Below are 25,787 nucleotides of genomic sequence, written 5' to 3'. Positions count from 1 at the left end.
TTTGAAAAGGCCAGGCAATGGCAGAGGCATTCAGAGGCGAGTTCTACCAGAAGGTAGACGGGAAGGCGCGGGTCTCGATCCCGGCCGCCTTCCGCGCCATTCTCCTCGCCGACGATCCGCTGGCCTCGAACTCGCAGCGCCCCCGGCTTTACATGGTCTATGGCGGCAAGGCGCGGAACTTCGTCGAATGCTATTCCAAGCAGGGCGCGGACCGACTGGCCGAGGACATCGAGTCGATGGAGCTTGGCTCGAAGGAACGGACGCGCGCCGAACGCGACCTGATCAGCCGGTCGGTGATGGTCGAGGTCGATGGCGAGGGGCGGATCGTCCTGCCGCCTCAGGTGCGGGAAAAGATGGGATTTCACGGTGACGACCTGGCTGGCGGCGGCGAGGCGGCCTTTGCGGGTTTCACCAACCGTTTCCGGCTCTACCGCCGCGAGGTCTATGACGCGGAACTGGCCGAGGACGACGAAGACGACGACATCGACCCGCTGACCCTTGTCGGGCGGCACAAGCGGGCGGGGTAGGTCGATGAAGGGTCCGCTGCCCCGGTCCTCGGAAACTGGCCGCCCGTCCAATGACGATCCTCATGTTCCGGTTCTGATCGACGCGATCCTGCGGGAATGCGCTCCTGTCCAGGGCGTCTGGCTGGACGGGACGCTGGGGGCCGGTGGGTATACGCGCGCGCTTCTGAAGGCCGGGGCTGACCGGGTGATCGGGGTGGACCGCGATCCGTTGGCCCTGTCGATGGCCGAGGGTTGGGCCGGCGCTTATGGCGACCGGGTGCGGCTGGTGGCGGGGACGTTTTCCGACCTGGATGACCTGGCGGGCGAGGCTCTGGACGGGGTGGTCCTGGACCTTGGGGTCTCATCCATGCAGCTGGACCAGGCGGAGCGGGGGTTCTCCTTCATGAAGGACGGCCCGCTCGATATGCGGATGAGCCAGTCCGGGCCTTCGGCGGCGGACCTGGTGAACACGACCGACGAAGGCGTGCTGGCTGACATCCTTTACCACTACGGCGAGGAACGCGCCTCGCGCCGGATCGCCCATGCCATCGTCGCGGCGAGGGCGGTGGAGCCGATCCAAACCACGGCGAAGCTCGCCGAGATCGTGGCGAAGTGCCTGCCGCGCCCGAAGCCGGGGCAAAGCCATCCCGCGACGCGCAGCTTCCAGGCGATCCGCATCGCGGTGAACACGGAATTCCAGGAACTGGCCGAGGGGCTGAATGCCGCCGAACGGGCGCTGAAGCCCGGTGGCCTTCTGGCCGTGGTCACCTTCCACAGCCTGGAGGACCGGATCGTGAAGCGGTTCTTCCAGCTTGCCTCGGGCCACGAGGCCAATGCCAACCGCTATGCCCCCGCGAAGGCCGACACCACCGCAAGGTTCGAGATGGTCACCCGCAAGGCCGTGGCCCCCGACGAGGCCGAAATCGCCCGCAATCCCCGCGCGCGCTCGGCCAAGCTGCGGGTAGGGCGGCGGACAGCGGCCCGCGCAAAGACGCTTCAACCGGCCGACCTCGGCCTGCCGGAAATCCAGAAGAAAGGACGCCGCTAGATGCGCCCCGTGTTGTACGTGCTTTCCTTCCTTGGCCTGATCGCGCTGGGCTTCTGGGCCTACCGCGAGAACTATGCGACCCAGGCCGCGCTGAAGGAGGTCGAGGCGCTGCAACGCCAGATCGTCGGCCTGCGCGAGGCGCTGACGGTGCAGAAGGCGGAATGGGCCTACCTCAACCGCCCGGATCGCTTGCGCGAACTGGCCACGGTCAACTTCGACCGGCTGGGCCTTTTGCCGATGGAACCAAGCCAGTTCGGCACGGCGGCGCAGGTGGCCTATCCGGCACCGAAACTGCCTGACATCAGCTTCAGCCAGGATGTCCAGGGCACTCTCACCGACCCCGCCGGACCGGAGGGCCTGTAACATGCGCACCCCGCTTCGCCCGCTTGCCCGCATCCTTCACGCCCGCCAGGAAGGGCTGAACCCCGACGTGATCGAGAAGGAGAACCTGAAGCTCCGCCACGAGGCGATGCGCGAAAAGGCGCGGGGCCGGGCGCAGTTCCGGCTGATGATCCTTTGTGCAAGCTTCGTCATCGCCTTCGGCGCCATTGGCGCGCGGATGGGCCTGATGGCCGCGACCGAGCCGCAGGAACCCCGCGCCAGCGCCCCCGGCGCCGAGATCATTGCGCAACGCGCCGACATCACCGACCGCAATGGCCGCGTGCTGGCGACGAACATGACCACCCACGCGCTTTACGCGCACCCGAAGGTGATGGTTGACCCCAAGGGGACGGCCGTGAAACTGGCCGAGATCTTCCCCGAGCTTGACGCCAAGGCGCTGGAGCGCCGCTTCACCGATGGCCGCAGCTTCGTCTGGATCCGCAAGGTCCTGAGCCCCGAGCAGATGCAGAAGGTGCACGAGATCGGCGATCCCGGCCTTCTCTTCGGCCCGCGCGAGATGCGGCTTTACCCGAACGGAGCCCTCGCGGCCCATGTGCTGGGCGGAACGTCCTTCGGCGCGGAAGGCGTCCATTCGGCCGAGGTGATCGGCACCGCGGGCATCGAGAAGGCGCTGGATGCACGCCTCCGCGACCCGGCGCAGGGTGGCAAGCCCCTGACGCTGTCCATTGACCTGACGCTGCAATCGACCATCGAGGAAGTGCTTTACGCCGGCATGACCATGCTGAACGCCAAGGGCGCGGCGGCGATCCTGATGGATGCGCGCACGGGCGAGGTGCTGGCCTTGGCCTCGCTGCCAACCTTCGATCCGAACGACCGCCCGAACCCGCTGGTCGACAAGAATGCCGAGCCCGGCGACAGCCCGCTTTTCAACCGCGCGGTGCAGGGGGTCTACGAGCTTGGTTCGACCTTCAAGATCTTCGCCGCCGCGCAGGCGATGGAGCTGGGTCTGGTGACGCCCGAGACGATGGTGGACGCCAACGCGCCGATGCAGTGGGGCCGCCACAAGATCAAGGAATTCGAGGGCAAGAACTATGGCCCGCTCCTGTCGGTCACTGACGTCATCGCCAAATCCTCGAACGTGGGCACCGCGCATATCGCGCTGATGATCGGGCCCCTGCGGCAGCAGGCCTTCCTCAAGTCGCTGGGCTTCTTCGAGCCGACGCCGCTGGAGCTGATCGAGGCCCCGGGTGCGAAGCCCCTGATCCCGAAGAAATGGCCCGAGATCGTGACCATCACCACCTCCTACGGTCATGGCATGTCGGCAAGTCCGATGCATCTTGCGGCGGCCTATGGGGCCATTGCCAACGGTGGCGTGATGATCAAGCCCACGCTTCTGAAGCGGGAAGGCCCGACCACGGGCGTCCGGGTGATGAGCGAGAAGACCGCGATGGATTCGGTCGCGATGCTGCGCCGCGTGGTGACCGAGGGCACGGCCTCCCTGGGCGAAGTGCCGGGCTACGAGGTCGCGGGCAAGACCGGGACGGCGGACAAGCCGAAGAAATCGGGTGGCTACTACGATGACAAGGTCGTGAACACCTTCGCCTCGATGTTCCCGGCCAGCAATCCCCAGTATGTGCTGATCGTGACCCTGGACGAGCCGCAGGATGACACGCTTTCCGAGACGCGGCGGACGGCGGGCTGGACGGCGGTTCCGGTCGCATCCGAGATCATCCGTCGCGTCGCGCCGCTCATGGGTCTTCGACCCAAGCTTGAACCTGTCGCCGTGGATGCGGTAACTGCCGCCAGCAACTGACGGGGGTATCCGATGACAGCGCGCGCGACACGGCTATCCGACCTTGGGCTGACCGCCCGGGCCGGCCGCGATCCGGCGCTGTCGGGGGTGACGGCAGACAGCCGGGCGGTGCGGGCGGGGATGCTTTTCGCCGCGCTGCCGGGGACGGCCGTGCATGGCGCAAAGTTCATCGGCATGGCGCTGGAGCAGGGCGCGGCGGCGATCCTGACCGATGCCGAGGGCGCGCGGATGGCAGCTGACGCTCTGGCCGACAGCGACGTGGCGCTGGTGGTGGCCGAGGACCCTCGGGCGGCCCTCGCCTGTGCCGCGGCGCTGTGGTTCGGCGCGCAGCCCGAGGTGATGGTGGCGGTGACCGGGACGAACGGGAAGACGTCCGTGGCGACGTTTACCCGGCAGATTTGGGCGGCTCTCGGGCATGAGGCGATCAACATCGGCACGACGGGGATCGAGGGGGCCTGGACGGCCCCAAGCGGGCACACGACGCCCGACCCGGTGACGTTGCAGAAGCTTCTCGCGGCGGCGGCGCAGGGGGGCGTGACCCATGCGGCGATGGAGGCCTCCTCCCACGGGATCGACCAGCGGCGGCTGGACGGGGTGCGGCTCAAGGCGGCGGGCTTCACCAACCTGACGCAGGACCATCTCGACTATCACGGCACGATGGAGGCCTATTTCGAGGCCAAGGCCCAGCTTTTCACCCGGTTGCTCCCGGAGGACGGGGTGGCGGTGGTGAACTTGGACGGCGCGCGCGGGTCCGACATGGCGGAACTGGCGCTGAATCGGGGTCTGCGTGTCCTGACCGTTGGAAAGGGACAGGGGGCGGACCTGCAGATCGCCGCGAGCCGGCCCGACGCGACGGGGCAGGAGGTGCGCTACCTGTGGCAAGGGCGCGCCTTCCAGACGCGGCTTCAGCTCATCGGGGCGTTCCAGGCGGAGAACGTGGCCGTGGCGGCGGGCCTTGCCATCGCGGCGGGCGATGCGCCCGAGACGGTGCTGGGCGTGCTGCCGCGCCTGACGGGCGTCCGGGGACGGATGCAGCTGGCCGCCACACGGAAGAACGGGGCGGCGGTCTACGTGGATTACGCCCATACGCCGGACGCCATCGAGACGGCCCTGCGCGCCTTGCGGCCGCATGTGATGGGCCGGATCATCGTCGTCTTCGGCGCGGGCGGCGACCGGGACCGGACCAAGCGGCCCCTGATGGGCGCAGCGGCCAAGGCCCATGCCGATGTGCTCTACGTGACCGACGACAATCCCCGCACCGAGGACCCCGCGTCCATCCGCGCGGCGATCCTGGCCGCTTGTCCCGAGGCGAACGAGGTCGGCGACCGCGCCGAGGCGATCCTGCGGGCGGTGGATGCAGCCTTGCCGGGCGATGCGGTCCTGATCGCGGGCAAGGGCCACGAAAGCGGTCAGATCGTGGGCACCGACGTCTACCCCTTCGACGACGTGGAACAGGCCAGCGTCGCCGTGGCCGCGCTGGATGGGGTGATCTGATGGTCTGCGCGCAGGTAGCGTGGTGCAAGGTCGGGGCCGGGTGCCTCCCTCCCCCCGCGGGGGGCTGGGGTCTTGGGTGGGGGGGGTGGGGGGGCGGGGGGGGGGGGGCCGGGGGGGGGGGGGGGGCGCGCCCCCCCCCCGGGGGGGGGGGGGGGGGGGCGGCGCCCCCCCCCCCCGCGCTGACCACCCCGCGGGCACTTTTGTCGACCGCCCCCCCCACCCTATCCCTCCCCCACGGGGGGGGAGGGAAGCGCTTGGGGCAACCGTCGCGCTTCTCGATTGGAGGATGCGCATGACCCTCTGGACCTCTGACGACGCAGCCAAGGCGACGGGCGGGCGGGTGACGCGGCCCTGGCAGGCGACGGGTGTCTCGATCGACACGCGGACGCTGCAGCCGGGTGAGCTGTTCGTCGCGCTCAAGGATGTGCGGGACGGGCATGATTTCGTCGCTCAGGCGCTGGAGAAGGGCGCGGCGGCGGCGCTTGTGTCCCGCGTGCCCGAGGGCGTGGCCGCAGATGCGCCGTTGCTGATCGTGCCGGATGTGCTGAAGGCGCTGGAGAGTCTTGGGGCTTTCGCGCGGGCCCGGACGAAGGCGCGGGTGGTGGGGGTCACGGGGTCGGTCGGCAAGACCTCGACCAAGGAGATGCTGCGCGCGATCCTGTCGGGGCAGGGCAGGACCCATGCGGCGGAAGCCAGCTACAACAACCACTGGGGCGTGCCGCTGACTCTCGCGCGGATGCCCGCGGACGCGGATTTCGCGGTGATCGAGATCGGGATGAACCACCCCGGCGAGATCGCGCCCCTGGCCCGGCTGGCGCAGCTCGACGTGGCGATGGTCACCACGGTCGCGCCTGCGCATCTGGAGGCGTTCGACAGCGTCGAGGGGATCGCGCATGAGAAGGCCTCGATCTTCGACGGGCTGAAACTCGGCGCGGTGGCGGTCTTCAACGCCGACATCGAATGGGCCCCGATCCTGCGCGGGAAGGCGCTGGAGGTGGGCGCGAAGCCGGTCAGCTTCGGGACGGCCGAGGGCGCGGACTACCGCCTCCTCTCGGCCCAGATCGCCGATGAGGCGACGGTCTGCCAGGCCAGCCGCCGCGGCGAGCCGGTGCTCTTCAAGGTCTCGTCCCCTGGCCGTCACTTCGTCCTGAACGCGCTTGGCGCGCTGGCGGTGGCCGAGGCGCTGGGGGCCGACCCGATGATCGCGGCGCATGACCTTGGCCGCTGGATGCCCCCTGCGGGGCGGGGCCAGAGAGAGCGGATCGTGCTGGATATCGTCGAAGAGACCTTCTTCGACCTGATCGACGACGCCTTCAACGCCAACCCGGCCTCGATGGCGGCAAGCCTGGACGTGCTGATCGCGGCAAAGCCGGTCGACGGCATCGGTCGCGTGGGCGGCGGCCGCCGGATCGCGGTCCTGGGCGACATGCTGGAGCTTGGGCCGACCGAGGCCGAGCTGCACGCGGCCATCGCCCGGCATCCGGGCCTGGCGGCGGTGCATGTGATCCACTGCGTCGGACCCCGGATGAAGGCGCTTCACGATGCCCTGCCGCGCCAGCAGCGGGGCGAATGGGTCGAAACGGCCCAGGACCTCGCGCCCAGGGCCCGCAGCCTGATCGACGCCGGCGACATCCTTCTGGTGAAAGGGTCCAAGGGGTCGAAGGTCAGCCTCGTCGTTGACGTCTTGAGAAAAATGGGGCAGGCCGCAGCGCCGAAGGAAGGGACGCTTTAAATGTTTTACTGGCTTGCCGATTTCGGGGACGGGGGCGGGGTCTTCAACCTGTTCCGCTACATCACCGTCCGCGCGGGCGGAGCGTTCGTGACGGCGCTTCTTTTCGGCTTTCTCTTCGGGCGTCCGCTGATCGACCTGCTGCGGCGCAAGCAGGGCAAGGGCCAGCCGATCCGCGACGACGGCCCGCAGTCGCACCTGTCCAAGGCCGGGACGCCGACGATGGGGGGCCTCCTCATCCTGTCGGCGCTGATGGTGTCCACGCTCCTGTGGGCAAGACTGGACAATCCCTTCGTCTGGATCGTGATCCTGGTGACGCTGGCCTTCGGCCTGATCGGGTTCGCTGACGACTATGCGAAGGTGACGAAACAGAACACCAAGGGCGTCTCGGGCAAGGTGCGGATGGGCCTTGGCCTTCTGATCGCGGCACTGGCGGCCTATGCGGCCTCGATGTTCCATCCGCCTGAACTGACGAACCAGCTGGCCTTCCCCTTCTTCAAGGATGCGCTTTTCAATCTTGGCCTTTTCTTCGTGCCCTTCGGGATGATCGTGATCGTCGGTGCGGCCAATGCCGTGAACCTGACCGATGGTCTCGACGGGCTGGCGATCATGCCCGTGATGATCGCGGGCGGGACGCTGGGGATCATCGCCTATGCCGTGGGCCGGGTCGACTTTACCCAGTATCTTGACGTGCACTACGTCCCCGGCACCTCGGAGCTGCTGATCTTCGCGGCCGCACTCTTCGGCGGTGGGCTCGGCTTCCTCTGGTACAACGCGCCACCAGCGGCGGTCTTCATGGGCGACACAGGATCGCTGGCCCTGGGCGGGGCGCTGGGGGCCATCGCGGTCTGCACCAAGCACGAGATCGTGCTCGCGATCGTCGGCGGCCTTTTCGTGGTTGAGGCGCTGTCGGTTATCATCCAGGTCCTTTACTACAAGCGCACCAAGAAGCGGATCTTCCTGATGGCGCCGATCCACCACCATTTCGAGAAGAAGGGCTGGGCCGAGCCGCAGATCGTGATCCGGTTCTGGATCATCAGCCTGATCCTTGCGATGATCGGTCTGGCGACGTTGAAGGTAAGGTGACGGTTACAGGGTTTCCAAGTGTCGACGGAGTAAGGGGTGAGCCAAGCCAAGGAACGGGTCTTCAGCTTCCGGACCGGAGTTGAGCGGCATGACAGCCCGACCTTCTCGGTCGAGCCTGACTGGAATGCAGAGCCCACCTTCTTCCAGACCGAACGACGGCGGCCGTTCTCTCGCCATTTCGGGGACCGGGCCGATCTGGAGTCAGGGCTTTACGTCCCGCGGACCCTGCGGCTGAACCGCGAGATGAAGGCGATCCCGAAGCTTCTAAGCCAGAACGAATGGATCGCCGTCAGCGCGGACATCCGCGCGATCATCGAGATGCTCGAACCCGGAATCCACGCCTTCACACCCGAGATTCCGGTCCAGCATGCCGATGGCCGCCCGTCCGAGCACCGCTACTTCGGTCTGGCCTGGGGCAGGGCGCTGGTCGGGACGATCAGTGCCGAGCATTCACGGATGAGCCCGCCGCACGAGGGGTCAGTCTACAAGCGGCTGCACCCGCGGCACGTGGCGTTGGCCAGCAGTGGGGATGTGTTGGACAAGGCCCTGACGATCCGTGCCGAGCAGGTGCGGGACTGTCACCTCTGGTACACGCCGGACTACTACAACGCCTGGTTCTGCTCTGGCACGCTCCGCGAGGCGCTGAAGGGCATCGGCCTGCGCAACGTCAGGTTCCACGAGCAGAACCTGGTGGCGGGACTGCCACCCGAGGCGGAGGACCGTCCGCGGCCCGTCCGCGATGTGCCGGTCGTGAAGCGCGGCCTGGGGAACATCATCCGGGTGCTGTTCCACCGCAAGGGGCCGTGACCGGGTCGCTTCGGTCCCTGCAGCAGCCATAACCCGGCGATGTCACAGCGGACGCAGCACTCCCGGCAGGCCATCGGGCAGGGTTCGTCCCGGTGGCAGGGCGATCAGGGCGGTGCCGCCGGCAGTGGGGGTGAAGATATTCGCAGCCTCGCCCGCCGGGTTCGTTTCGCGCAAGAAGACCGTGCGGTGCAGCGTCAGGCCATAGCCCAGCGGTTTCAGCCGGCCCATCAGGCGCTGCAGCTTCTCGCGGTCGTGGACCTCGACATAAAGGACGGGCTCCAGGCGCGACAGGGTGTCCAGTCCACCTTCGACGACCCGGTCCTCGAAGCCCTCGGTGTCCACTTTGATCAGGTCGCAGCGCGCCAGTCCAAGGCTGTCCACCGTGACGAGCGGCACCGTGTCCGACGGTCCCGCGCCCGGCTCCAGCGAGACCTGGGTCGCGCCCACGTTCTGGCGATGGGAAGGGTCGGCCACCGGCACCTGGCATGTCCCGTCCGCGTCGCCCACCGCGGCGCGCAGGCAATGGACCCACGGCAGCTGGTTCAGCGTGACGTTGGCGCAGAGAAGCTGGAAGCAGTAGCGCTGCGGCTCGACCGAGGTCACCTGGCCTTGCGGTCCGACCCTGCGCGCCAATCCCAGCGTGTGAAACCCGATGTTCGCCCCGAGGTCCAGCACATGATCCCCCGGCCGCGCCAAAGACAGGATCGTATCCACCTCGTCGCCCGCGAATTCGCCATAGACCCGCAGCGACCGGCCGATCACCGTGTCGCCCTGCAGGGTGAACATCGGCCCGAACCGGGTCTCGACGCGGGGAAAGACGGGGATCTGCGCCTGCATGGCTTGCTCCTTCCACCGCCAAGACTAGAGAGGCGCAGCGCAAAGCGGAAGCGGCTCCCCTTTCCCTTTGCCCGCGCCTCGCCTATCCCTTCGGAGCAAGCAGATGGGGGTGGGCGCATGATCCCGGTGAAGGGCTACATGGGGGCGAAGGTCGGGGTCTTGGGCCTGGGCCGGTCGGGTCTGGCCACGGCGGCCGCCCTGCGGGCCGGGGGGGCCGAGCCGCTCCTCTGGGACGACAGCCCCGAGGCACGCGCGAAGGCCGAGGCGGAGGGGTTCACCCTGACCGACCTGACGCGCAACGCGAGCCTGGAGGGGATGGCCTGCCTCGTCACCTCGCCCGGAATCCCGCATCTGTATCCCACGCCGAACCCGATCATCGCCCGCGCGCTGGAGCTTGGGATCCCGGTCGACAACGACATCGGCCTTTTCTTCCAAAGCGCCGCGGGGCCGGAGTGGGACGAGATGGAGACCCCGCCCAAGGTGGTGGCGGTGACGGGCTCGAACGGCAAGTCGACGACGACGGCGCTGATCCACCATATCCTGCAGGTCGCCGGGAAACCGACGCAGATGGCCGGGAACATCGGTAAGGGGGTGCTCAGCATCGACCCGCCGCAGGATGGCGAGGTGGTGGTGCTGGAGCTGTCCTCCTACCAGACGGAACTGGCCCGGGCGCTCACGCCGGACGTGGCGGTCTTCACCAACCTCTCGCCCGACCACCTGGACCGGCATGGTGGGATGGGCGGTTACTTCGCGGCCAAGGCGCGGCTCTTCACGCTGGGCGGACCGGACCGCGCCGTGGTGGGCGTGGATGAGGTCGAGGGGCGGTATCTCGCGGGCGCCTTGGCGCAGGGGGCGGGCGATGACCGGGTGATCCGCGTCTCCTCCGGCCAGAAGCTCGAAGGCTTCGGCTGGTCGGTCTTTGCCCGGAAGGGGTTCCTCGCCGAATGGCGGAAGGGGCGGCAGGTGGCCTCGATCGACCTGCGCGAGGTGAAGGGGCTGCCGGGTGCCCACAACCACCAGAACGCCTGCGCGGCCTATGCGGCCTGCCGGTCGCTAGGGATCGCGCCGAAGCTTATAGAGGGGGCGTTGCACAGCTTCGCCGGTCTGCCGCACCGCAGCCAGTTGGTCGGCGAACGCGGCGGGGTGCGGTTCATCAACGACTCCAAGGCCACCAATGTGGATTCGGCTGCGAAGGCGCTGCAGGCCTTCCCGAAGATCCGCTGGATCGCGGGAGGCCTTGGGAAAGAGGGCGGGATCGCTGCGCTGAAGCCCCTCCTCGGGTCGGTGGTGAAGGCCTATTTCATCGGCCACTCCGCCCGCGACTTCGCGCTGCAGGTGGGCGACCTGCCGCATGAGATCTGCGAGACGATGGACCGCGCCGTGGCCCGGGCCGCCGAGGAGGCTGAGGCCGGGGAGGTCGTGCTCCTCGCCCCGGCGGCCGCGAGTTTCGACCAGTATCCGAACTTCGAAAAGCGGGGCGAGGATTTCACCGCAAAGGTCAAGGCGCTGATCGGGTGATCCCCGTCGGGTAAGGGTGCCATGGGTCCTCTGCTTCTTCCGCTTCTCGATTCGAAGACGATCCGGATCGATCCTCCGGTCGAACCCGTTCCGTCGAACCTCGGAACCGAGGCAATCGTCGCTATGGCGGTTCTGGCGGTCTTCCTTGCGGCCCTGTTCCTTCTGCCCCGGCTCTGGCACCGCCTGCGGCCTGCCGCGCGCGAGGTCGAGGAAGACTGGCTGCTGATCGACGGGTCGAACGTGATGCATTGGCAGGACAACACGCCCAGCCTGGAGACCGTCCGCAAGGTGGTCGATCAGGTGCGCAGGCTGGGCTACGTGCCCGGTGTGGTCTTCGACGCGAATGCGGGGTGGAAGCTGTTCGGGCGCTATCTGCACGACCAGGAGTTTGCGAAGATGCTGGGGGTCGAGGCGCGGCAGGTGCTGGTGGTGGCGAAGGGGACGCAGGCCGACCCCTTCCTCTTGCAGACCGCGCGGGAGTTCGGCGCGCGGATCGTGACCAACGACAGGTTCCGCGATTGGGCCGAAGCCCATCCCGAGGTGCAGGCTCCGGGCTTCCTGATCCGGGGCAGCGCAGGGGAGAGCGGGATCAGCCTTCGGGGGTTGGGGCCCGCCAAGCCAAGGGAAAGGCGCTGAACCAAGGGGGCGATTTCTTCGAAGAAATCGCAACGGAGCCTTTGAAGGCTCCGGACCGGAGTTTTCGAAAACTCCGGCCCGAAGCGTCGGTTACACGGCCAGCAGTTTCCCGTCCTGATCGGCCGAATCCACCGCGCGGTCGAGGAGGCGCTGGAGGGCGGCCCCGCGGGCGAAGTCGGGGTCGGCGGCGCTTTCGCCGCGGATCGCCGAGATGAAGCGCTGGTAGATCGTGGGGACCGGGGGGCATTCCACGTCATGCCAGGTGCCGGTCTGCACGTCCTCGCCAAGGCAGGCCCGCAGCGCGCTGACGGCTTTCTCGAAACGCACCTCAAGCCCCCCGGTCTGGCCGTAAAGGCGCAGGCGCAGGTCGTTCAGGTGGCCGGTGGCGAAGCGCGTCGCCGCGACGGTGCCAAGCGCGCCGTTCGAGAGGCGCACCTGCATCGTGGCGCTGTCATTGGCGTCCAGCACGTATTCGCCGATCTGCCCGCCGGGCGCCTTGTCGAAGGTCTGGAGAAGGCAGGAGACCTGCGTCGCGTCCATCCCGGCGATGAAGGTGGCGAAGTCGAGGATGTGGATGCCCACGTCACCCAGCACGCCTTTGGAGCCGTGCTTCGTGGACAGGCGCCAGAGCCATTGCGGCTCCTTGTCCCAGTGGCCCCAGGCGGGCTGGGTGAGCCAGCTTTGCAGATAGGAGGCCTCGAAATGCCGGATCGTGCCGATGGCCCCGTCGCGCACCATCTGCGCGGCGTGCTGCAGCGCAGGCACGTTGCGGTACGACAGGTTGACCATGTTGACGACGCCCGCCTGTGCGGCGGCGGCGGTCATTTCATCGGCGTCCCGGGCATTGGTCGCAAGCGGCTTTTCGCACAGGACATGCTTCCCGGCCTGCAGGAAGGGCAGGGTGGTCGGGTAGTGGGCGGCGTCCGGGGTGACGTTCGTCACCGCGTCGAACTCGCCCCAGGCGATGGCCTCCCCAACCGAGGCAAAGCCGTGGGGAATGTTGTGCGCCTTCTGGAAGGCGGCAAGCTGCTCGGCGCGGGTGTCGATCCCGGCGACGAGGGTGACGCCGGGGATGGCCGCGAAGGCTTCGGCATGGTTCCGCGCCATGCCGCCGGTGCCGAGGATCAGGATGCGGACGGGTTGCATCAGCGGTATCCAGCCTCGCCGTCATGATGGAGCCGGGGCCCGCGTTCTTCCAGCGGTTCCAGCGTCTTGCCGATGGGGGTGTTGGGCGCGTCGGTGGGCTTGGCCAGCCGCGCTTCCGGGTTGTAGGCCCAGCGGACGCCGTTCGCGATCACCTTCTGCACCAGCGGCTGGTGGTAGGTCGGGTAGGTCTCATGGCCGGGGCGGAAGTAGAAGATGTTCCCCGCGCCCCGCCGGTAGGTCAGGCCCGAGCGGAACACCTCGCCGCCCTGGAACCAGCTGACGAAGACGGTCTCCAGGGGTTCCGGGACGCCGAAGGGCTCGCCATACATCTCTTCGTATTCGATCTCGAAATGGTCCGGGATGCCGCGGGCGATGGGGTGCTGGCGGCTGGTGACCCAAAGACGCTCCCTCTCACCGGCTTCGCGCCAGGACAGGTTGCAGGGCGCGCCCATCAGGCGCTTGAAGGGCTTCGAGAAATGGGCGGAGTGCAGGAAGATCATCCCCATGCCGGCCCAGACGGCCTCGGCCACGCGTTCCACGATGGCGTCCTCGACCTGGCCGTGGGCGGCATGGCCCCACCAGATCAGAACGTCGGTTTCGGCCAGTTTCGCCGCGGTCATCCCGTGTTCCGGGTCCTGCAGCGTGACGGTCGAGGCGGTGATGCCGTCTTCCTTGTTCAGGAACTCGGCAATCGTGCCGTGCATGGTCTTCGGATAGACCTCGGCCACCACCTTGTTCTTCTGTTCATGGACGTTTTCGCCCCAAACGGTGACTCGTATGGTCATAGGGTAGTCTCCTTGAAATGGATGCGCGCCCGAAGGAAACCGCGGGCGCGCGGGGTATGTTTCAGCGGACGGGCTTGCCGTCGGCGTCGAAGCGGTAGAGGTGCCCGGCCTTCGGCGCGATGGAGACGGTGGTCCCCACCGCGATGTCGGCCTTGCCGGGTCGGCGGACGATGACCGGCTCGTCACTGCCGATTTCCACGAAGAGGAAGTGGTCCGACCCCAGGTCCTCGACATGCAGGACCTCGCCCGTCCAGGGGCTGGAGGGGACGACGTCCAGATGTTCCGAGCGGACGCCAAGGGTGGTGCAGCCTTCCGCTTCGGCGAATTTGCCGGTCAGGAAGTTCATCTTCGGGCTGCCGATGAAGCCCGCGACGAAGAGCGAGTTCGGATGCTCATACAGCTCCGCCGGGGTGCCCGCCTGTTCCAGCCGCCCGTCGCGCAACACGGCGATGCGGTCGGCCAGGGTCATGGCTTCCACCTGGTCGTGGGTCACGTAGATCATCGTGACGTTGGACATCGAATGGTGGAGCTTCGCGATTTCCAGCCGCGTCTGCACCCGCAACGCGGCGTCGAGGTTCGACAGCGGCTCGTCGAACAGGAACACGCGGGGATCGCGGACGATGGCGCGGCCAATGGCCACCCGCTGGCGCTGGCCGCCGGACAGCTGTTTCGGCAGGCGGTCGAGGAGGTGGTCGATCTGGAGGAGCTTGGCGGCGCTTTCCACCCGCTTCCGGATCTCGCCCTCGCTGGTCTTGTCCAGCTTCATCCCGAAGGCCATGTTGTCGTAGACCTTCATGTGCGGGTAGAGGGCATAGCTCTGGAACACCATGGCGATGCCGCGCTTCGACGGGATCAGGTTGTTCACCCTTTCCCCGTCGAACAGCATGTCGCCGGTGGTGATCTCTTCCAGCCCCGAGATCAGCCGCAGCAGCGTGGACTTCCCGCAGCCCGACGGGCCGACGAAGACCATGAACTCGCCCTTCTCGATGGTCAGGTCGATGCCCTTGATCACCTGCACGGCGCCGTAGGACTTGGTGACGTTCTTCAACTCGATCTTTGCCATGATGTCAGCCCTTCACGCCGCCCGCGGTCAGACCCGCGACGATCTTGCGTTGGAAAATGAGGACGAGGATGATCAGCGGGACGGTCACGATGACCGAAGCCGCCATGATCGGACCCCAGGGGATTTCCTGCTGGCTTGCGCCCGAGAGGAGGCCGATCGCCACCGGCACCGTCCGGGTCGTCTCGGATGAGGTGAAGGTCAGGGCGAAGAGGAACTCGTTCCAGGCGCCGATGAAGGCCAGAAGGCCCGTGGTCACCAGGGCGGGCCAGAGAAGCGGCAGGAAGACCTTGGTGATGATAACCCAGGGGGTTGCCCCGTCGACGATGGCGGCCTCCTCGATCTCGACCGGCAGGTCACGCATGAAGGTGGTCAGCACCCAGACCGTGAAGGGCAGGGTGAAGATCACGTAGGACATGATCATCGCCCAGGGCGTGTTGAAGATGCCAAGGAAGCGGACAAGCTCGAACAACCCCGCCAGCACGGCGATCTGCGGGAACATCGACACGGCAAGGATCATCATCAGCAAAAGCCCCCGCCCCCGGAACCGCACCCGGGCCAGCGCGTAGGACGCGGTGACGGCCAGGAACAGCGCGAAGACGACCGTGGTCGTGGCGATGAAGACCGAGTTCACGATGGACTGGATGAAGTTCCGCCCGCCGAGGACCTGGGTGTAGTTGCCCCAGTCAAAGGACGCGGGCCAGTAGTTGACCTTGAACAGCTCGGTCCCCGTCGAGAACGACGTGACGATCGCGTAGTAGAACGGGAAGACCGAGAAGACGACGATCACCACGACAAGCGCGTAGAAGGCGATGTTGGTCAGAAGCTTTTGCGCGGTCATTTCTGGCCCTCCCCGGAAAGGTCGACCTTGCCCAGCCAGATGTAGAGGCTGACGAAGACGGCGATGATGGCGAAGAGAAGCGTCGACTGCGCGGCCCCGTAGGCGAACTTGTCGAAGTCGATCATGTTCTCGCGGCTGATGACTGACATGGTCTTGGTGGCGGCCGAGTTGGGCGTCAGCACGTAGACCAGGTCGAAGATCCGCAGCGCGTCCAGCATCCGGAAGATGATCGCGACGGCCAGCGCGGGGCGGATCAGCGGCAGGGTGATCTTGAAGAAGACCTTGACCGGGTTGATGCCGTCGAGCTTCGCGGCCTCGTAGATGTCACGCGGGACCATCTGCAGGCCGGCGAGGATCAGAAGCGCCATGAAGGGCGTGGTCTTCCAGATGTCGACCATCAGGACGGCATACATCGCGGTATCGACCGAGGCGGTCCAGGCGATCTTCTGGTCGATCAGGCCAAGGTTCAGCATGATGTCGTTGATGATGCCGAACTGGTCATTCAGCATCCAGGCCCACATCTTGGCCGAAACGATGGTGGGGATGGCCCAGGGGATCAGGATCGCGGCGCGGACGAAGCCGCGTCCCTTGAATTCGGCGTTCAGCACCAGCGCCACGATCAGGCCCAGCACGGTCTCGAAGAAGACCGAGACGAAGGCGAAGCGCACCGTGTTCCAGACGGCGTTCCACCAGGCCGGATCGACCAGCGTCCCGCGCCAGATCCAGCGGCCGGATTCCAGCACGCGCAGCGACAGGTAGTTGTCGAAGCCGATCCACTGCCCGCCATAAAGGTCAGACAGCGCGGTGTCGGTCAGCGAGAACCAGATCGTGCGGATCAGCGGCCAGGCCGCGACGAAGAACAGTGCTGCCAGCATGGGCGCGATGAACCAGAAGGCCGCGCGCTGGCGTTGTTGGGTAAGGCTGAGCCCCCCCGAATTCGTTGCCATGATGTCCCTCCCCGTGTCCGGGTCCCCCTCCGAGACCCGTTAGTGCAGAAGCGGGCGGCCCCCACCTTTCAGAAGCCGCCCGCCTTGGGGTCAGTCAGGTCCGGGAGGACTTACCAGCCCGACCCCTTGATGTCGGTCAGTTCGACCTCAAGCAGTTCCAGGTTTTCGGCAGCCGAGCCGTTGCCCGACAGCGTGTTGTGGACGGCCGACCAGAACTTGGCCGAAACCTCGTTGTACTTGCCCAGCGTCGGCGCCGAGGGGCGCGGCACGGCGTTCAGGAACACGTCCTTCCACTGCGGGATGATCGGCTGCGCGGCGGCGATGTCGGCGTCATCGTAAAGCGAGATGATGGTCGGCAGGTTCGATTCCGCGATGGCGCGCTGCTTCTGGGCTTCCGGCCCGGCCAGGTACAGGGCGAGGCTGATGGCCGCTTCCTGCTTGGTCGAGTACTTCGAAACCGCGACGTTCCAGCCGCCGAGCGTGGCCGCCGAGCTGTCGCCTTCCTTGCCGACCGGCAGGGTGGTCACGCCGAAGAGGCCCTTGACCGCCGAGTCGTCGCCATTGCCCAGGCCGTAGGCATAGGGCCAGTTGCGCATGAAGACGGCATTGCCGGTCTGCCAGACGCCACGGGCTTCCTCTTCCTGGTAGGCCAGCACGCCATCGGGAGAGATGGTGCCGACCCAGGACTTCGCAGCCTCAAGCGCGGCGACGGCGTTCTCGTTGTTGATGCTGATCGTGCCATCGGGCTCGACGATCTGGCCGCCGCCGAAGGACTTGACCCATTCCAGCGCGTTGCAGGTCAGGCCTTCGTAGGCGTTGCCCTGCCAGACGAAGCCCCACATGTCGGCCTTGCCCTCGGCGCGCTCGGCGTCCTGGATGAACTTGGCGGTCTCGGCCAGTTCCGCCCAGGTCTTCGGCGGGGTCTTGCCGTGCTTTTCCAGCAGGTCCTTGCGGTAGTAGAGCGCGGGCGCGTCGGTGAAGATCGGCAGTGCGACGAGCTTGCCGTTCACGGTCTGCGATTCGATGATCGAGGGGAAGTGCTGCGGCGCCAGGTCCTTGGCAGCCTCGGTCAGGTCGACGAAGTGGTCGGCGAGCTGCGGCGCCCAGATCACGTCGGTCTGGTAGAGGTCGATGTCGGTGGCACCGGCGGCAAGCCACAGGCGGTACTGGCCGAACTGGTCGGTGGTCGAGGCCGGCATCGGCACCAAGGTCACGGTGTTACCGGTGGCTTCTTCCCAGGGCTTCACCAGGGTCTTGAAGTTCTCGACCGCGTTGCCGACGGCGCCCGAGACGTAGAACAGCTCTTCAGCGACAACCGGCGAGCCGAAGACGGCGAGCATGGCGGCAGTGGCGGTCGCGCGGAGTGCGCGGCCTTTCATGATGGTCATTTGGTTTCCTCCCAGAAGGCCGCCGGTGTGGCGTGCCATTTTCTCATAGCAAAACGCCCGGATTTCCCGAAACGTTTCGGAAAACATAGTCTCCAAAGCGCTTTCGGTCAACGATTCGTGTACGCCTCCCGGTTGTCACAGAGCGGCGACCGAGTTGCGTTCGATGAAGCTGTAGGTTCCGACCCGTTGGAGCGTTCCAAGCGGCTTGCCCTCGATCGCGCCAGCCAGGCAGTCGGCGAGCGGCTCCCAACTGTCGCGCAGGGGGGATTTCGTCACGGTGAGCGCGGGGAAAAAGGCCGAGGCGCGCAGCGCGGGCAATTCGTCGTCATGCGCCACGACCGAGACGTCGCCCGGCACCGACAGGCCAAGCGCGGCTAATGCCTGGTAGACCCCCTGTGCCAGGCGGACGTTGCCGCAGACGATTGCGGTCGGGCGCGGCATGTCGCCCGAGAAGAGGCGCACCGTGTCGGTCAGCCCGTGCGCCTCGTCCATCTCGCCGTGGAGGTGGAGGTGCGGCAGGACCTCGGCCCCGCCATCCTGCAGCGCCCGCAGATAGCCCTGTTCCCGCACCGTGACATAGGACCGTCCCGCAAGCCCGTTCAGGAAGGCGATCCGGCGATGCCCGCGCTGGGTCAGGTGGAAGGTCAGATCATAGGCAAGCTGTTCATTTTCAATGTCAAAATACGGATAGTCGATTACCTTCCCGCTGCGCCCGTGCACGACGAAGCAGATCCCGGCCTTGCGCAGGAAGTCGATCCGGGGGTCCTGGTCCTGCGGGTCGATCAGCACGAAGCCGTCCAGCATCGCCTTGCCGATCAGCCGCTGGTAGGTCGGCAGCGCGGGTTCATGCTCGGCCATCATGTGCAGGACGAACTGCATCCCCCGGCCCGAGAACTGGGTCGACAGCCCCGCCACCACCTCCATGAACAGCCGGTCCTGGCCGATGTTGCGGTAGTTCGGCACCACCAGCCCCACCATCCCCGACCGCCCCGAGACCAGCTTCCGCGCCGAGGCGTTGGGGTGATAGTTCATCGCCCGCGCCGTGGCCTTCACCCGCAGCCGCGTTTCCTCGTTCACGTCGGAATGGTCGTTCAGCGCCCGGCTGACCTGGGTGATCGACAGATCCAAGGCCCGTGCGATGTCTTTGAGTGTCGCCATGACCCAAACCCCTTTGACTGGTATCCGAAACATTTCGGAAGCGAAAATCAATCGGAATCTTCCGGATCGGCTTGCCAGCGCGTGCGTCCCCCGCAATTCTGCACCCATGTCGGACCCCGTCACCCTGCGCCTGCGGCTTCTCTTCGGCGACCGGCTGGTCTTCGGTCCGGGGAAGGGTGAACTCCTTGCGCGCATTGCGGAAACCGGCTCCATCGCCGCCGCGGGCCGCGCGATGGGGATGAGCTACAAGCGCGCCTGGGCGCTGGTCGAGGAGATGAACGCCGCCTTCCGCGCGCCGCTGGTCGCCTCGGCCCGGGGCGGGGCGGGCGGCGGCGGGGCGCAGCTGACCGCCGAGGGGCAGGAGGTTCTGTCCGCCTATCGCGCGATGCTGGCGGCCGTGGACGTCGCCGCCGCGCCGGAAATCGCCCGGATGGCGGCGCTTCTGCGGGATATGGCCGACGGGAAATAACGCTTGCCCGCACGCAAGCCCCGCGCCATATGTTCGGCAGAACATATCGGACCCGTCATGCGCCTGGCCCTCTCTGCCCTTGCCCTGATCCTGTCTGCGCAGGCCGCTTTGGCCGATGTCACCGTCTTTGCCGCCGCCAGCCTGAAGACGGCGCTGGACCAGATCGCGCAGGACTGGACCGCCGAAACCGGCACGAAGGTCACTCTCTCCTACGGCGGCACCCCGGCGCTTGCGAAACAGATCGCCGAGGGCGCGCCCGCGGACCTGTTCGTTTCGGCCTCGGAAGCCTGGATGGACGACCTTGAGGCCAAGGCTCTGATCAAGCCCGATACCCGCCGCGACTTGATCGGCAACAGCCTGATCCTTGTAGCGCATGGCGAGGCCGCGCCGGTGACCATCGACGCGACGCTTGACCTTGCGGCGCTCCTCGATGGCGGCAAGCTGTCGATGGCGCTTGTCGATGCGGTGCCGGCTGGCCAATATGGGAAAGAGGCGCTGGAAAGCCTAGGCCTTTGGGCGGCCGTCGAACCCAGCGTGGTGCAGTCGGAAAACGTCCGCGCCGCTCTGAAACTGGTGGCTCTCGGTGAGGCACCCCTGGGCATCGTCTATGCCTCGGATTCCATTGCCGAACCGGGCGTGACGGTGATCGGCACTTTCCCCAAGGACAGCCATAGGCCCATCGTCTATCCCGCCGCGCTGACCCTGACGGCGGGCGACGATGCGGCGGCGTTCCTTGACCATCTCTTTTCCCCCGCCGCGCAGGCGGTGTTCCAGGCCAATGGCTTTGCCCCGCTGCCCTGACGCCCCCGGTGGCGAGCCATGACCGACTGGCTTCCGCCCGAGGCCGCGACGGCGCTGGCGCTTTCGCTCAAGGTGTCGCTGGTGGCGACGTTGGTCAGTCTGCCTTTGGGCCTGCTGGTGGCCTATGCTCTGGCGCGCTGGCGGTTTCCGGGGCATGGGCTTCTGAACGGGTTTGTCCACCTGCCGCTGATCCTGCCCCCCGTGGTCACCGGTTACCTTCTTCTTCTGACCTTCGGGCGGCAAGGCTGGGTCGGGTCGCTTCTGTGGGACTGGTTCGGCGTCACTTTCGCCTTTCGCTGGACCGGCGCGGCGCTGGCCGCCGGCGTGATGGCCTTCCCGCTTCTGGTCCGCGCGATCCGGCTTGCGATCGAGGCGGTAGACCCGAAGCTGGAAGAGGCCGCTGCCACCCTTGGGGCCTCGCGTCCGGTGGTGTTCGCCACGGTCACGCTGCCCCTGATCCTGCCCGGCCTCATCGCAGGCGCGGTCCTCGCCTTCGCCAAGGCGATGGGAGAGTTCGGGGCGACGATCACCTTCGTCGCCAACATCCCGGGTGAGACGCAGACCCTGCCGACGGCGATCTACAGCTTCCTGCAGGTCCCGGGAGGCGACGGGGCGGCGCTGAAACTGGTCCTGATCTCGGTCGCGGTGGCGATGGGGGCGCTGGCGCTATCGGAATGGCTGTCACGCCGGGTCGCCAGAAGGATCGCGGGCCGATGACGCTGGAAATCCGCATCGCCCACGCCTTCGCAGACTTCCGGCTGGATGTGGATCTGACCCTGCCGGGCGGGCTGACCTGTCTTTTCGGCAAGTCGGGTTCGGGCAAGACCAGTATCGTGAATGCGGTGGCGGGGCTCCTTCGCCCCGAAAGCGCGCGGATCGTGCTGGATGGCGTGGCGCTGCACGACTTGCCGCCGCATCGGCGCGAGGTGGGCTATGTCCTCCAGGACGCGCGGCTTTTCCCGCATCTGACCGTGGCGCAGAACCTGACCTACGGCCCCCGAGTCCGCCGTCAGCCGCCGCAGGGAATGGACCGGATCGTTGACCTTCTGGGGATCGGCCCGCTTCTGGCACGGCGGCCGGGGACCCTGTCGGGCGGCGAGAAGCAGCGCGTCGCCATCGGCCGGGCGCTTCTGTCGCGGCCCCGGCTTTTGCTCATGGACGAACCGCTCGCCGCGCTGGACGAGGGGCGGAAGGCCGAGATCCTGCCCTACATCGAGGCGCTGCGGGACGAAACCGGGCTGCCGATCCTCTACGTGAGCCATTCGCTGCCCGAGGTCGCGCGGCTGGCCACCTCCATCGCGGTGATCGAGGCGGGCCGGGTCGCGGCTTTCGGCCCGGCGGCTGACCTGCTGTCGGACCCCGAGACCGCGCCACTTCTGGGTTTGCGCGATGCTGGCGCGGTGCTGACGGCGCAAATCGCAGCGCAGGAGGGGGACGGTCTGACCCGGCTGGTGACGGCGGCGGGGCCGCTCTGGCTGCCGCATGTCGCAGGAGAGCCCGGCCGCGTCCTTCGGGTGCGGATCGCGGCACAGGACGTGATCCTGTCGCGGAGCCGGCCCGAGGGTCTGTCGGCGCTGAACATCCTGCCCGCGACCATCGCGGCCTTGCACGAGGGGCAGGGACCCGGGGTGCTGGTGCGGCTGGACCTCGGTGGCGAGTTCCTGCTGGCGCGGATCACCCGCCGCTCGGCCCAGGGGCTGGACCTGGCACCCGGGCTTGCCGTCCACGCCATCCTGAAATCGGTGGCCGTCGCCCAGTCCGATGTGGGCGCGCGCCACCCGGCCGATTCGGCCTGAGGAATCGGTTGGAAGCCCGGAATTCCGCTGGAAAAACGACCACGGACGGCGTCCGCGCTCACCTTCGGTTGTATGCCTGCATTGGATCGTTGACAGGGCCAGTGGATGCCGGATTAAGCTGCGGCGCAGGGGGCGTTCCTGACAGCATGACAAGGTCCTGTTACACGGGGCAGTGCTTATGCTGGCAGCGCGCGTCCGCAAGAACCAGAACACCCGGGGACAGCCCGCGCCTCTGACATCAACCAGGGAGACTAACCGTGAAACACTCCACCTCCGCCTTCAGCCGCCGCCGGTTCCTGCAGGGTTCCGCCGCGGGTGCGGGCCTGCTCGCCGCGCCGGCGATCATCTCGTCCAAGGCGCTGGCCTCGTCGGGCGAGATCAACTTCACCGGTTGGGCCGGCTATCCGGCGCTGGCCGAGAAGGTCTTCCCGGCCTTCACCGCCGCCACCGGCATCAAGGTCAACTTCAAGGAACTTCCTGACCAGGACACCATGTTCGGTGAAGCCAAGGTCGCGCTGGAAGCCGGCGGCATCGACGTGATCGAGCCGACCATCGACCGCGTCGGCGCCTGGGATTCGAACGGGCTTCTCGGCGCCTGGGACGAATCGAAGCTGGCCATGGACAACTACCTGCCCGGTCTCGCCGATGGCGCGGCGGGCGAACGCTCGCGTCCCGGCGGCGCGCTGAAGTACGTCCCGTCGAACTGGGGCACGGAATCGCTGGTGGTCAACACCGCCGACGCGAAACTGTCCTCGCCCGCCTCGCTGGGTGACCTCTTCAACCCGGAAAACTCGGTCGTGCTGCGTCCGCACTCGGCGCTGGCCGCGATGGGCCGCTGGCTCGACGCGACCGGCAAGCTGCCGCGCCCGTGGATGGACGGCTACAGCGACATGGCCGCGATGACCGAACTCTGGGACATCGCGCTGGCCGAGGCGATCAAGGCCAAGGGCAACGTCGTCCAGTGGTGGTCGGGCGAGAACGAGGCCAACGCCGGCTTCACCGCGAACGGCGCGACCGTGGGCCTGTGCTGGGATTCGACCGGCTTCAACCTGCGCAACGACGGCTACGCCTACCTCTCGCCGGCCGAGGGCGCCTTCGCCTGGCACCAGGGCTTCGTCCTGATGAAGAACGCCGCCAACGTCGAACAGGCGCATGAGTTCGTCAAATACGTCTCGACCGCCGAAGGCGCGGCGGGCTGGGCTTCGGCCTTCTCGTCGAACCCGGTGGGCAAGGGCGCGTCCGACCTGATGAGCCCCGACGTCGCCGCCTACTACAACGGCACCTTCAACGACGAGGCGCTGTCCAAGCTCTGGTGGTGGCCCGACCAGTCGGCCGAATTCCTGGCCAAGCGCGCCGAATACGCCGACAAGTACAAGGCGGCCTGATCGCAGCCGACAAGAAAGACACGCCGGGTCCGAAAGGGCTCGGCGTGACTTTTTTGGGCGCGGCCCTGTCGCCCTGGACGCATGACCGGGCAGAATCTGGCGATACCCATTGCAGGGGCGGGGCGTCCTGCTAGCCTGCAACAAAAAGAATGACACTCAGGGGGACCACGCGTCATGAGCGCGGGAATCGATCTCGAAAACGTCTGCTGCGACTTCGGCACCTTCCGGGCCGTGGACAATGCCAATGTCTCGATCAAGCCGGGCGAGTTCTTCTCGTTCCTCGGGCCCTCGGGCTGCGGCAAGACCACCATCTTGCGCATGGTCTCGGGCTTCATCGAGCCGACCCAGGGCGTGATCCGCATCGGCGGAGAGGACGTGCGCGGCAAGCGGCCGAACCAGCGGCCCACCGCGCTGATCTTCCAGAACCTGGCGCTCTTCCCGCTGATGCCGATCTGGGAGAACATCTCCTTCGGGCTGGAAGTGCGCGGCGTCGACAAGGCCACCCGCCGGCGGAAGGCGGAAGAGCTACTGAAACTCGTCGACCTGCCCGGAGCCGCTGACAAGATGGTCAGCCAGCTCTCCGGCGGCCAGAAGCAGCGCGTCGCCATCGCCCGCGCGCTGGCGGTCGAGCCGCAGGTCATGCTTCTGGACGAGCCGCTCTCGGCGCTCGACCTCAAGCTTCGCCAGCACATGCGGGCCGAGCTTCGGGCCATCCAGCAGCGCACGGGCGTCACCTTCATCTACATCACCCATGACCAGGGCGAGGCCTTGGCCATGTCCGACCGCGTGGGCGTCATGTCCCAAGGCCGGATCCAGCAGATCGCCGACCCGCGCGAGATCTACAACAACCCCGTGAATGGTTTCGTCGCCAGTTTCGTGGGCGAAAACAACATCTTCCAGGGCGAGGTTCAGCAAGCCGCTGACGGCATGGCCAGCTTCGCCACCCCCCACGGCACCTTCCGCGCCCGGCTTGGCGCGCTGGAGGGAAAAGTCGGCAAGCTTTACGTCCGCCCGGAACACACGATGATCACCGCGAACCCGGGTTTCGAGAACTCGCTTGCCGTGACCATCAGCGACGTCGCCTTCGAGGGCAACTTCATCTCGGTCCATGCGACCACGGATACCGGCGCGGTGCTGACCTCCGAAGTGCGCAACGACGGTGCGGCCACCGTGCCCGAGAGAGGCTCCAGGGCCTTCATGTCCTTCGATCCCGCCCGGGCCGCGATCCTGCCCGACGCCAACGTCAGGGGCTGACGATGCAGGACCTTCTCCGCCGCTACGGACCTGGCCTCACGCTGATCATGGCGCTTCTGGTGGCCTTCTGGCTGCTGATGCTGGTGATCATCCCGAACATGACGCTCTTCGAGCAAAGCTTCCGACCCTACCTGCCGGTGACAGAGATCGGCGGGCCGAAGGACGTCTACAGCTTCGACAACTATCTGAAGGTCTTCGACGGCAGCATCGAACGCAGCATCTTCGGCTACACCTTCACGGTGCCGGTCCATGTCCTGACCTTCTGGCTGACCATCTGGTATTCGATGGTCGTCACCGTGCTCTGCTTCCTGCTGGCCTATCCCTTGGCCTATTACATGGCCAAGATCGTTCAGCCGAAGTCGCTGCCGACGCTGATCCTTCTTCTCTTCATCCCGCTCTGGGTGTCCGAAGTGCTGCGCGCCTTCGCCTGGTGGATCATCCTGGCGTTCAAGGGGCCGCTCAACGCGCTTCTGCTCGCAGTCGGGCTGATCGAGGACCCGATCCGCTGGACCAACATGGGCTACACCGGCGTCGTCATCGGGCTTGTCTACACCTACGTCCTATTCATGCTGTTCCCGATCTACAACGCGATCCAGTCGCTGGACACCAACCAGATCGAGGCGGCCGAGGATCTGGGCGCGCCCTGGTGGAAGATCCACTGGCGTATCGTGCTGCCGCATTCGAAGCCGGGCATCGCCTCGGGCTCGGTCATGGTCTTCATGCTCTCCGCGGGCTCGCTTCTGGTGCCGTCGATCCTGGGCTCCACCACCTCGCAGTGGTTCACCCAGACGATCAACCAGTGGTTCAACGACGCGCTCGACTGGAACACAGCCTCGGCCTATGCCTTCCTGCTGCTTCTGCTCTGCACCCTCTTCGTCAGCCTGGCGATGTGGGTGTTCCGGGTGAAGCTCTCGGACATCGCGAAGTAAGGGGGGAGGGGA

General features: G+C 66.9%; 25 protein-coding genes. 17 read left to right on the top strand and 8 right to left on the bottom strand.

The features are described 5' to 3' along the window. Positions 1-17: 17 nt before the first annotated feature. The 8 genes from ACE3Q6_RS09535 to ACE3Q6_RS09500 all read left to right on the top strand — a co-directional run bounded on the left by ACE3Q6_RS09535 (position 18) and on the right by ACE3Q6_RS09500 (position 8,825). Positions 18-527, top strand: a complete 510-nt coding sequence (locus ACE3Q6_RS09535) for a division/cell wall cluster transcriptional repressor MraZ (RefSeq protein WP_374431442.1) — start codon at positions 18-20, stop codon at positions 525-527. A 4-nt stretch (positions 528-531) separates the two neighbouring features. After that, complete coding sequence (rsmH, locus tag ACE3Q6_RS09530; protein WP_374431440.1) at positions 532-1,554, top strand: 16S rRNA (cytosine(1402)-N(4))-methyltransferase RsmH; 1,023 nt, start codon at positions 532-534, stop codon at positions 1,552-1,554. Then, positions 1,555-1,917 (top strand): cell division protein FtsL, encoded by a 363-nt coding sequence (locus ACE3Q6_RS09525; protein WP_374431438.1) that lies wholly within the window; start codon positions 1,555-1,557, stop codon positions 1,915-1,917. It begins immediately after the preceding gene. Between the two features lies 1 nt (position 1,918). Beyond that, positions 1,919-3,709 (top strand): peptidoglycan D,D-transpeptidase FtsI family protein, encoded by a 1,791-nt coding sequence (locus ACE3Q6_RS09520; RefSeq protein WP_374431436.1) that lies wholly within the window; start codon positions 1,919-1,921, stop codon positions 3,707-3,709. Between the two features lie 12 nt (positions 3,710-3,721). Beyond that, positions 3,722-5,203, top strand: coding sequence for a UDP-N-acetylmuramoyl-L-alanyl-D-glutamate--2,6-diaminopimelate ligase (locus tag ACE3Q6_RS09515; protein WP_374431433.1), 1,482 nt, complete (start codon positions 3,722-3,724; stop codon positions 5,201-5,203). A gap of 292 nt (positions 5,204-5,495) precedes the next feature. After that, a complete protein-coding gene (murF, locus tag ACE3Q6_RS09510; protein WP_374431431.1) occupies positions 5,496-6,935 on the top strand; it encodes a UDP-N-acetylmuramoyl-tripeptide--D-alanyl-D-alanine ligase in 1,440 nt (479 codons plus the stop codon). Then, positions 6,936-8,018, top strand: a complete 1,083-nt coding sequence (mraY, locus tag ACE3Q6_RS09505) for a phospho-N-acetylmuramoyl-pentapeptide-transferase (protein WP_374431429.1) — start codon at positions 6,936-6,938, stop codon at positions 8,016-8,018. A 36-nt stretch (positions 8,019-8,054) separates the two neighbouring features. Further along, the gene (locus ACE3Q6_RS09500) at positions 8,055-8,825 is read left to right on the top strand and encodes an imm11 family protein (protein ID WP_374431427.1); all 771 of its coding nucleotides are present in this window, start codon (positions 8,055-8,057) and stop codon (positions 8,823-8,825) included. 42 nt (positions 8,826-8,867) lie between these two features. On the opposite strand, the gene ACE3Q6_RS09495 is transcribed toward ACE3Q6_RS09500, so the two are convergent. Then, positions 8,868-9,662, bottom strand: coding sequence for an FkbM family methyltransferase (locus tag ACE3Q6_RS09495; protein ID WP_374431425.1), 795 nt, complete (start codon positions 9,660-9,662; stop codon positions 8,868-8,870). 117 nt (positions 9,663-9,779) lie between these two features. Between ACE3Q6_RS09495 and murD the strand changes: the two genes are divergently transcribed. Then, entirely contained in the window at positions 9,780-11,180 is a 1,401-nt protein-coding gene (gene murD, locus ACE3Q6_RS09490) for a UDP-N-acetylmuramoyl-L-alanine--D-glutamate ligase (protein WP_374431422.1), read from the top strand. A 21-nt stretch (positions 11,181-11,201) separates the two neighbouring features. Beyond that, on the top strand, positions 11,202-11,816 hold the full coding sequence (locus ACE3Q6_RS09485; protein WP_374431420.1) for a hypothetical protein: 615 nt from the start codon (positions 11,202-11,204) through the stop codon (positions 11,814-11,816). Positions 11,817-11,906: 90 nt separating this feature from the next. Here ACE3Q6_RS09485 and ACE3Q6_RS09480 read toward each other — a convergent pair whose 3' ends face one another. The 7 genes from ACE3Q6_RS09480 to ACE3Q6_RS09450 form a co-directional block, all read right to left on the bottom strand. Further along, a complete protein-coding gene (locus ACE3Q6_RS09480) occupies positions 11,907-12,962 on the bottom strand; it encodes a Gfo/Idh/MocA family protein (RefSeq protein WP_374431418.1) in 1,056 nt (351 codons plus the stop codon). Next, a complete protein-coding gene (locus ACE3Q6_RS09475; protein WP_374431416.1) occupies positions 12,962-13,747 on the bottom strand; it encodes a ThuA domain-containing protein in 786 nt (261 codons plus the stop codon). Before ACE3Q6_RS09475 ends, ACE3Q6_RS09480 begins: the two co-directional genes overlap by 1 nt. 61 nt (positions 13,748-13,808) lie before the next feature. Further along, positions 13,809-14,810, bottom strand: coding sequence for an ABC transporter ATP-binding protein (locus tag ACE3Q6_RS09470; RefSeq protein WP_374431414.1), 1,002 nt, complete (start codon positions 14,808-14,810; stop codon positions 13,809-13,811). A 4-nt stretch (positions 14,811-14,814) separates the two neighbouring features. Next, a complete protein-coding gene (locus ACE3Q6_RS09465) occupies positions 14,815-15,648 on the bottom strand; it encodes a carbohydrate ABC transporter permease (RefSeq protein WP_374431412.1) in 834 nt (277 codons plus the stop codon). After that, a complete protein-coding gene (locus ACE3Q6_RS09460; protein ID WP_374431411.1) occupies positions 15,645-16,595 on the bottom strand; it encodes a carbohydrate ABC transporter permease in 951 nt (316 codons plus the stop codon). The genes ACE3Q6_RS09465 and ACE3Q6_RS09460 overlap by 4 nt, the downstream gene beginning before the upstream one ends. 110 nt (positions 16,596-16,705) lie before the next feature. Continuing rightward, complete coding sequence (locus ACE3Q6_RS09455; RefSeq protein WP_374431409.1) at positions 16,706-17,983, bottom strand: ABC transporter substrate-binding protein; 1,278 nt, start codon at positions 17,981-17,983, stop codon at positions 16,706-16,708. Between the two features lie 135 nt (positions 17,984-18,118). Beyond that, positions 18,119-19,141: a substrate-binding domain-containing protein gene (locus tag ACE3Q6_RS09450; RefSeq protein WP_374431408.1), complete on the bottom strand. Its 1,023-nt coding sequence runs from the start codon at positions 19,139-19,141 to the stop codon at positions 18,119-18,121. 106 nt (positions 19,142-19,247) lie between these two features. Here ACE3Q6_RS09450 and ACE3Q6_RS09445 point away from each other — a divergent pair, with 106 nt between their 5' ends. The 7 genes from ACE3Q6_RS09445 to ACE3Q6_RS09415 all read left to right on the top strand — a co-directional run bounded on the left by ACE3Q6_RS09445 (position 19,248) and on the right by ACE3Q6_RS09415 (position 25,775). Continuing rightward, positions 19,248-19,610, top strand: coding sequence for a winged helix-turn-helix domain-containing protein (locus ACE3Q6_RS09445; RefSeq protein ID WP_374431406.1), 363 nt, complete (start codon positions 19,248-19,250; stop codon positions 19,608-19,610). A gap of 57 nt (positions 19,611-19,667) precedes the next feature. After that, entirely contained in the window at positions 19,668-20,411 is a 744-nt protein-coding gene (gene modA / locus ACE3Q6_RS09440; protein WP_374431570.1) for a molybdate ABC transporter substrate-binding protein, read from the top strand. An 18-nt stretch (positions 20,412-20,429) separates the two neighbouring features. Continuing rightward, positions 20,430-21,128, top strand: coding sequence for a molybdate ABC transporter permease subunit (gene modB, locus ACE3Q6_RS09435; protein WP_374431404.1), 699 nt, complete (start codon positions 20,430-20,432; stop codon positions 21,126-21,128). Then, positions 21,125-22,207, top strand: a complete 1,083-nt coding sequence (gene modC / locus ACE3Q6_RS09430) for a molybdenum ABC transporter ATP-binding protein (protein WP_374431568.1) — start codon at positions 21,125-21,127, stop codon at positions 22,205-22,207. The genes modB and modC overlap by 4 nt, the downstream gene beginning before the upstream one ends. 257 nt (positions 22,208-22,464) lie before the next feature. Further along, positions 22,465-23,592, top strand: coding sequence for an extracellular solute-binding protein (locus ACE3Q6_RS09425; RefSeq protein WP_374431403.1), 1,128 nt, complete (start codon positions 22,465-22,467; stop codon positions 23,590-23,592). 174 nt (positions 23,593-23,766) lie between these two features. Further along, entirely contained in the window at positions 23,767-24,846 is a 1,080-nt protein-coding gene (locus ACE3Q6_RS09420; RefSeq protein ID WP_374431401.1) for an ABC transporter ATP-binding protein, read from the top strand. Positions 24,847-24,848: 2 nt separating this feature from the next. Continuing rightward, complete coding sequence (locus tag ACE3Q6_RS09415) at positions 24,849-25,775, top strand: ABC transporter permease (protein ID WP_374431400.1); 927 nt, start codon at positions 24,849-24,851, stop codon at positions 25,773-25,775. Positions 25,776-25,787 lie beyond the last annotated feature (12 nt).

It is taken from the genome of Tabrizicola sp., assembly GCF_041913445.1.
Taxonomy (GTDB): domain Bacteria; phylum Pseudomonadota; class Alphaproteobacteria; order Rhodobacterales; family Rhodobacteraceae; genus Tabrizicola.
This window is presented reverse-complemented; position numbering and strand designations above follow the sequence as displayed.

What these genes read in the sequence shown, in the direction of transcription:
- ACE3Q6_RS09460 (WP_374431411.1), bottom strand. Translation starts at nt 16,595, where the DNA reads ATGGCAACGAATTCGGGGGGGCTCAGCCTTACCCAACAACGCCAGCGC.
- rsmH (WP_374431440.1), top strand. Translation starts at nt 532, where the DNA reads ATGAAGGGTCCGCTGCCCCGGTCCTCGGAAACTGGCCGCCCGTCCAAT.
- mraY (WP_374431429.1), top strand. Translation starts at nt 6,936, where the DNA reads ATGTTTTACTGGCTTGCCGATTTCGGGGACGGGGGCGGGGTCTTCAAC.
- ACE3Q6_RS09420 (WP_374431401.1), top strand. Translation starts at nt 23,767, where the DNA reads ATGAGCGCGGGAATCGATCTCGAAAACGTCTGCTGCGACTTCGGCACC.
- ACE3Q6_RS09470 (WP_374431414.1), bottom strand. Translation starts at nt 14,810, where the DNA reads ATGGCAAAGATCGAGTTGAAGAACGTCACCAAGTCCTACGGCGCCGTG.
- ACE3Q6_RS09525 (WP_374431438.1), top strand. Translation starts at nt 1,555, where the DNA reads ATGCGCCCCGTGTTGTACGTGCTTTCCTTCCTTGGCCTGATCGCGCTG.
- ACE3Q6_RS09535 (WP_374431442.1), top strand. Translation starts at nt 18, where the DNA reads ATGGCAGAGGCATTCAGAGGCGAGTTCTACCAGAAGGTAGACGGGAAG.
- ACE3Q6_RS09515 (WP_374431433.1), top strand. Translation starts at nt 3,722, where the DNA reads ATGACAGCGCGCGCGACACGGCTATCCGACCTTGGGCTGACCGCCCGG.
- ACE3Q6_RS09475 (WP_374431416.1), bottom strand. Translation starts at nt 13,747, where the DNA reads ATGACCATACGAGTCACCGTTTGGGGCGAAAACGTCCATGAACAGAAG.
- ACE3Q6_RS09480 (WP_374431418.1), bottom strand. Translation starts at nt 12,962, where the DNA reads ATGCAACCCGTCCGCATCCTGATCCTCGGCACCGGCGGCATGGCGCGG.
- ACE3Q6_RS09495 (WP_374431425.1), bottom strand. Translation starts at nt 9,662, where the DNA reads ATGCAGGCGCAGATCCCCGTCTTTCCCCGCGTCGAGACCCGGTTCGGG.
- ACE3Q6_RS09415 (WP_374431400.1), top strand. Translation starts at nt 24,849, where the DNA reads ATGCAGGACCTTCTCCGCCGCTACGGACCTGGCCTCACGCTGATCATG.
- ACE3Q6_RS09455 (WP_374431409.1), bottom strand. Translation starts at nt 17,983, where the DNA reads ATGACCATCATGAAAGGCCGCGCACTCCGCGCGACCGCCACTGCCGCC.
- murD (WP_374431422.1), top strand. Translation starts at nt 9,780, where the DNA reads ATGATCCCGGTGAAGGGCTACATGGGGGCGAAGGTCGGGGTCTTGGGC.
- ACE3Q6_RS09445 (WP_374431406.1), top strand. Translation starts at nt 19,248, where the DNA reads ATGTCGGACCCCGTCACCCTGCGCCTGCGGCTTCTCTTCGGCGACCGG.
- modA (WP_374431570.1), top strand. Translation starts at nt 19,668, where the DNA reads ATGCGCCTGGCCCTCTCTGCCCTTGCCCTGATCCTGTCTGCGCAGGCC.
- ACE3Q6_RS09520 (WP_374431436.1), top strand. Translation starts at nt 1,919, where the DNA reads ATGCGCACCCCGCTTCGCCCGCTTGCCCGCATCCTTCACGCCCGCCAG.
- ACE3Q6_RS09450 (WP_374431408.1), bottom strand. Translation starts at nt 19,141, where the DNA reads ATGGCGACACTCAAAGACATCGCACGGGCCTTGGATCTGTCGATCACC.
- modB (WP_374431404.1), top strand. Translation starts at nt 20,430, where the DNA reads ATGACCGACTGGCTTCCGCCCGAGGCCGCGACGGCGCTGGCGCTTTCG.
- ACE3Q6_RS09465 (WP_374431412.1), bottom strand. Translation starts at nt 15,648, where the DNA reads ATGACCGCGCAAAAGCTTCTGACCAACATCGCCTTCTACGCGCTTGTC.
- modC (WP_374431568.1), top strand. Translation starts at nt 21,125, where the DNA reads ATGACGCTGGAAATCCGCATCGCCCACGCCTTCGCAGACTTCCGGCTG.
- ACE3Q6_RS09485 (WP_374431420.1), top strand. Translation starts at nt 11,202, where the DNA reads ATGGGTCCTCTGCTTCTTCCGCTTCTCGATTCGAAGACGATCCGGATC.
- murF (WP_374431431.1), top strand. Translation starts at nt 5,496, where the DNA reads ATGACCCTCTGGACCTCTGACGACGCAGCCAAGGCGACGGGCGGGCGG.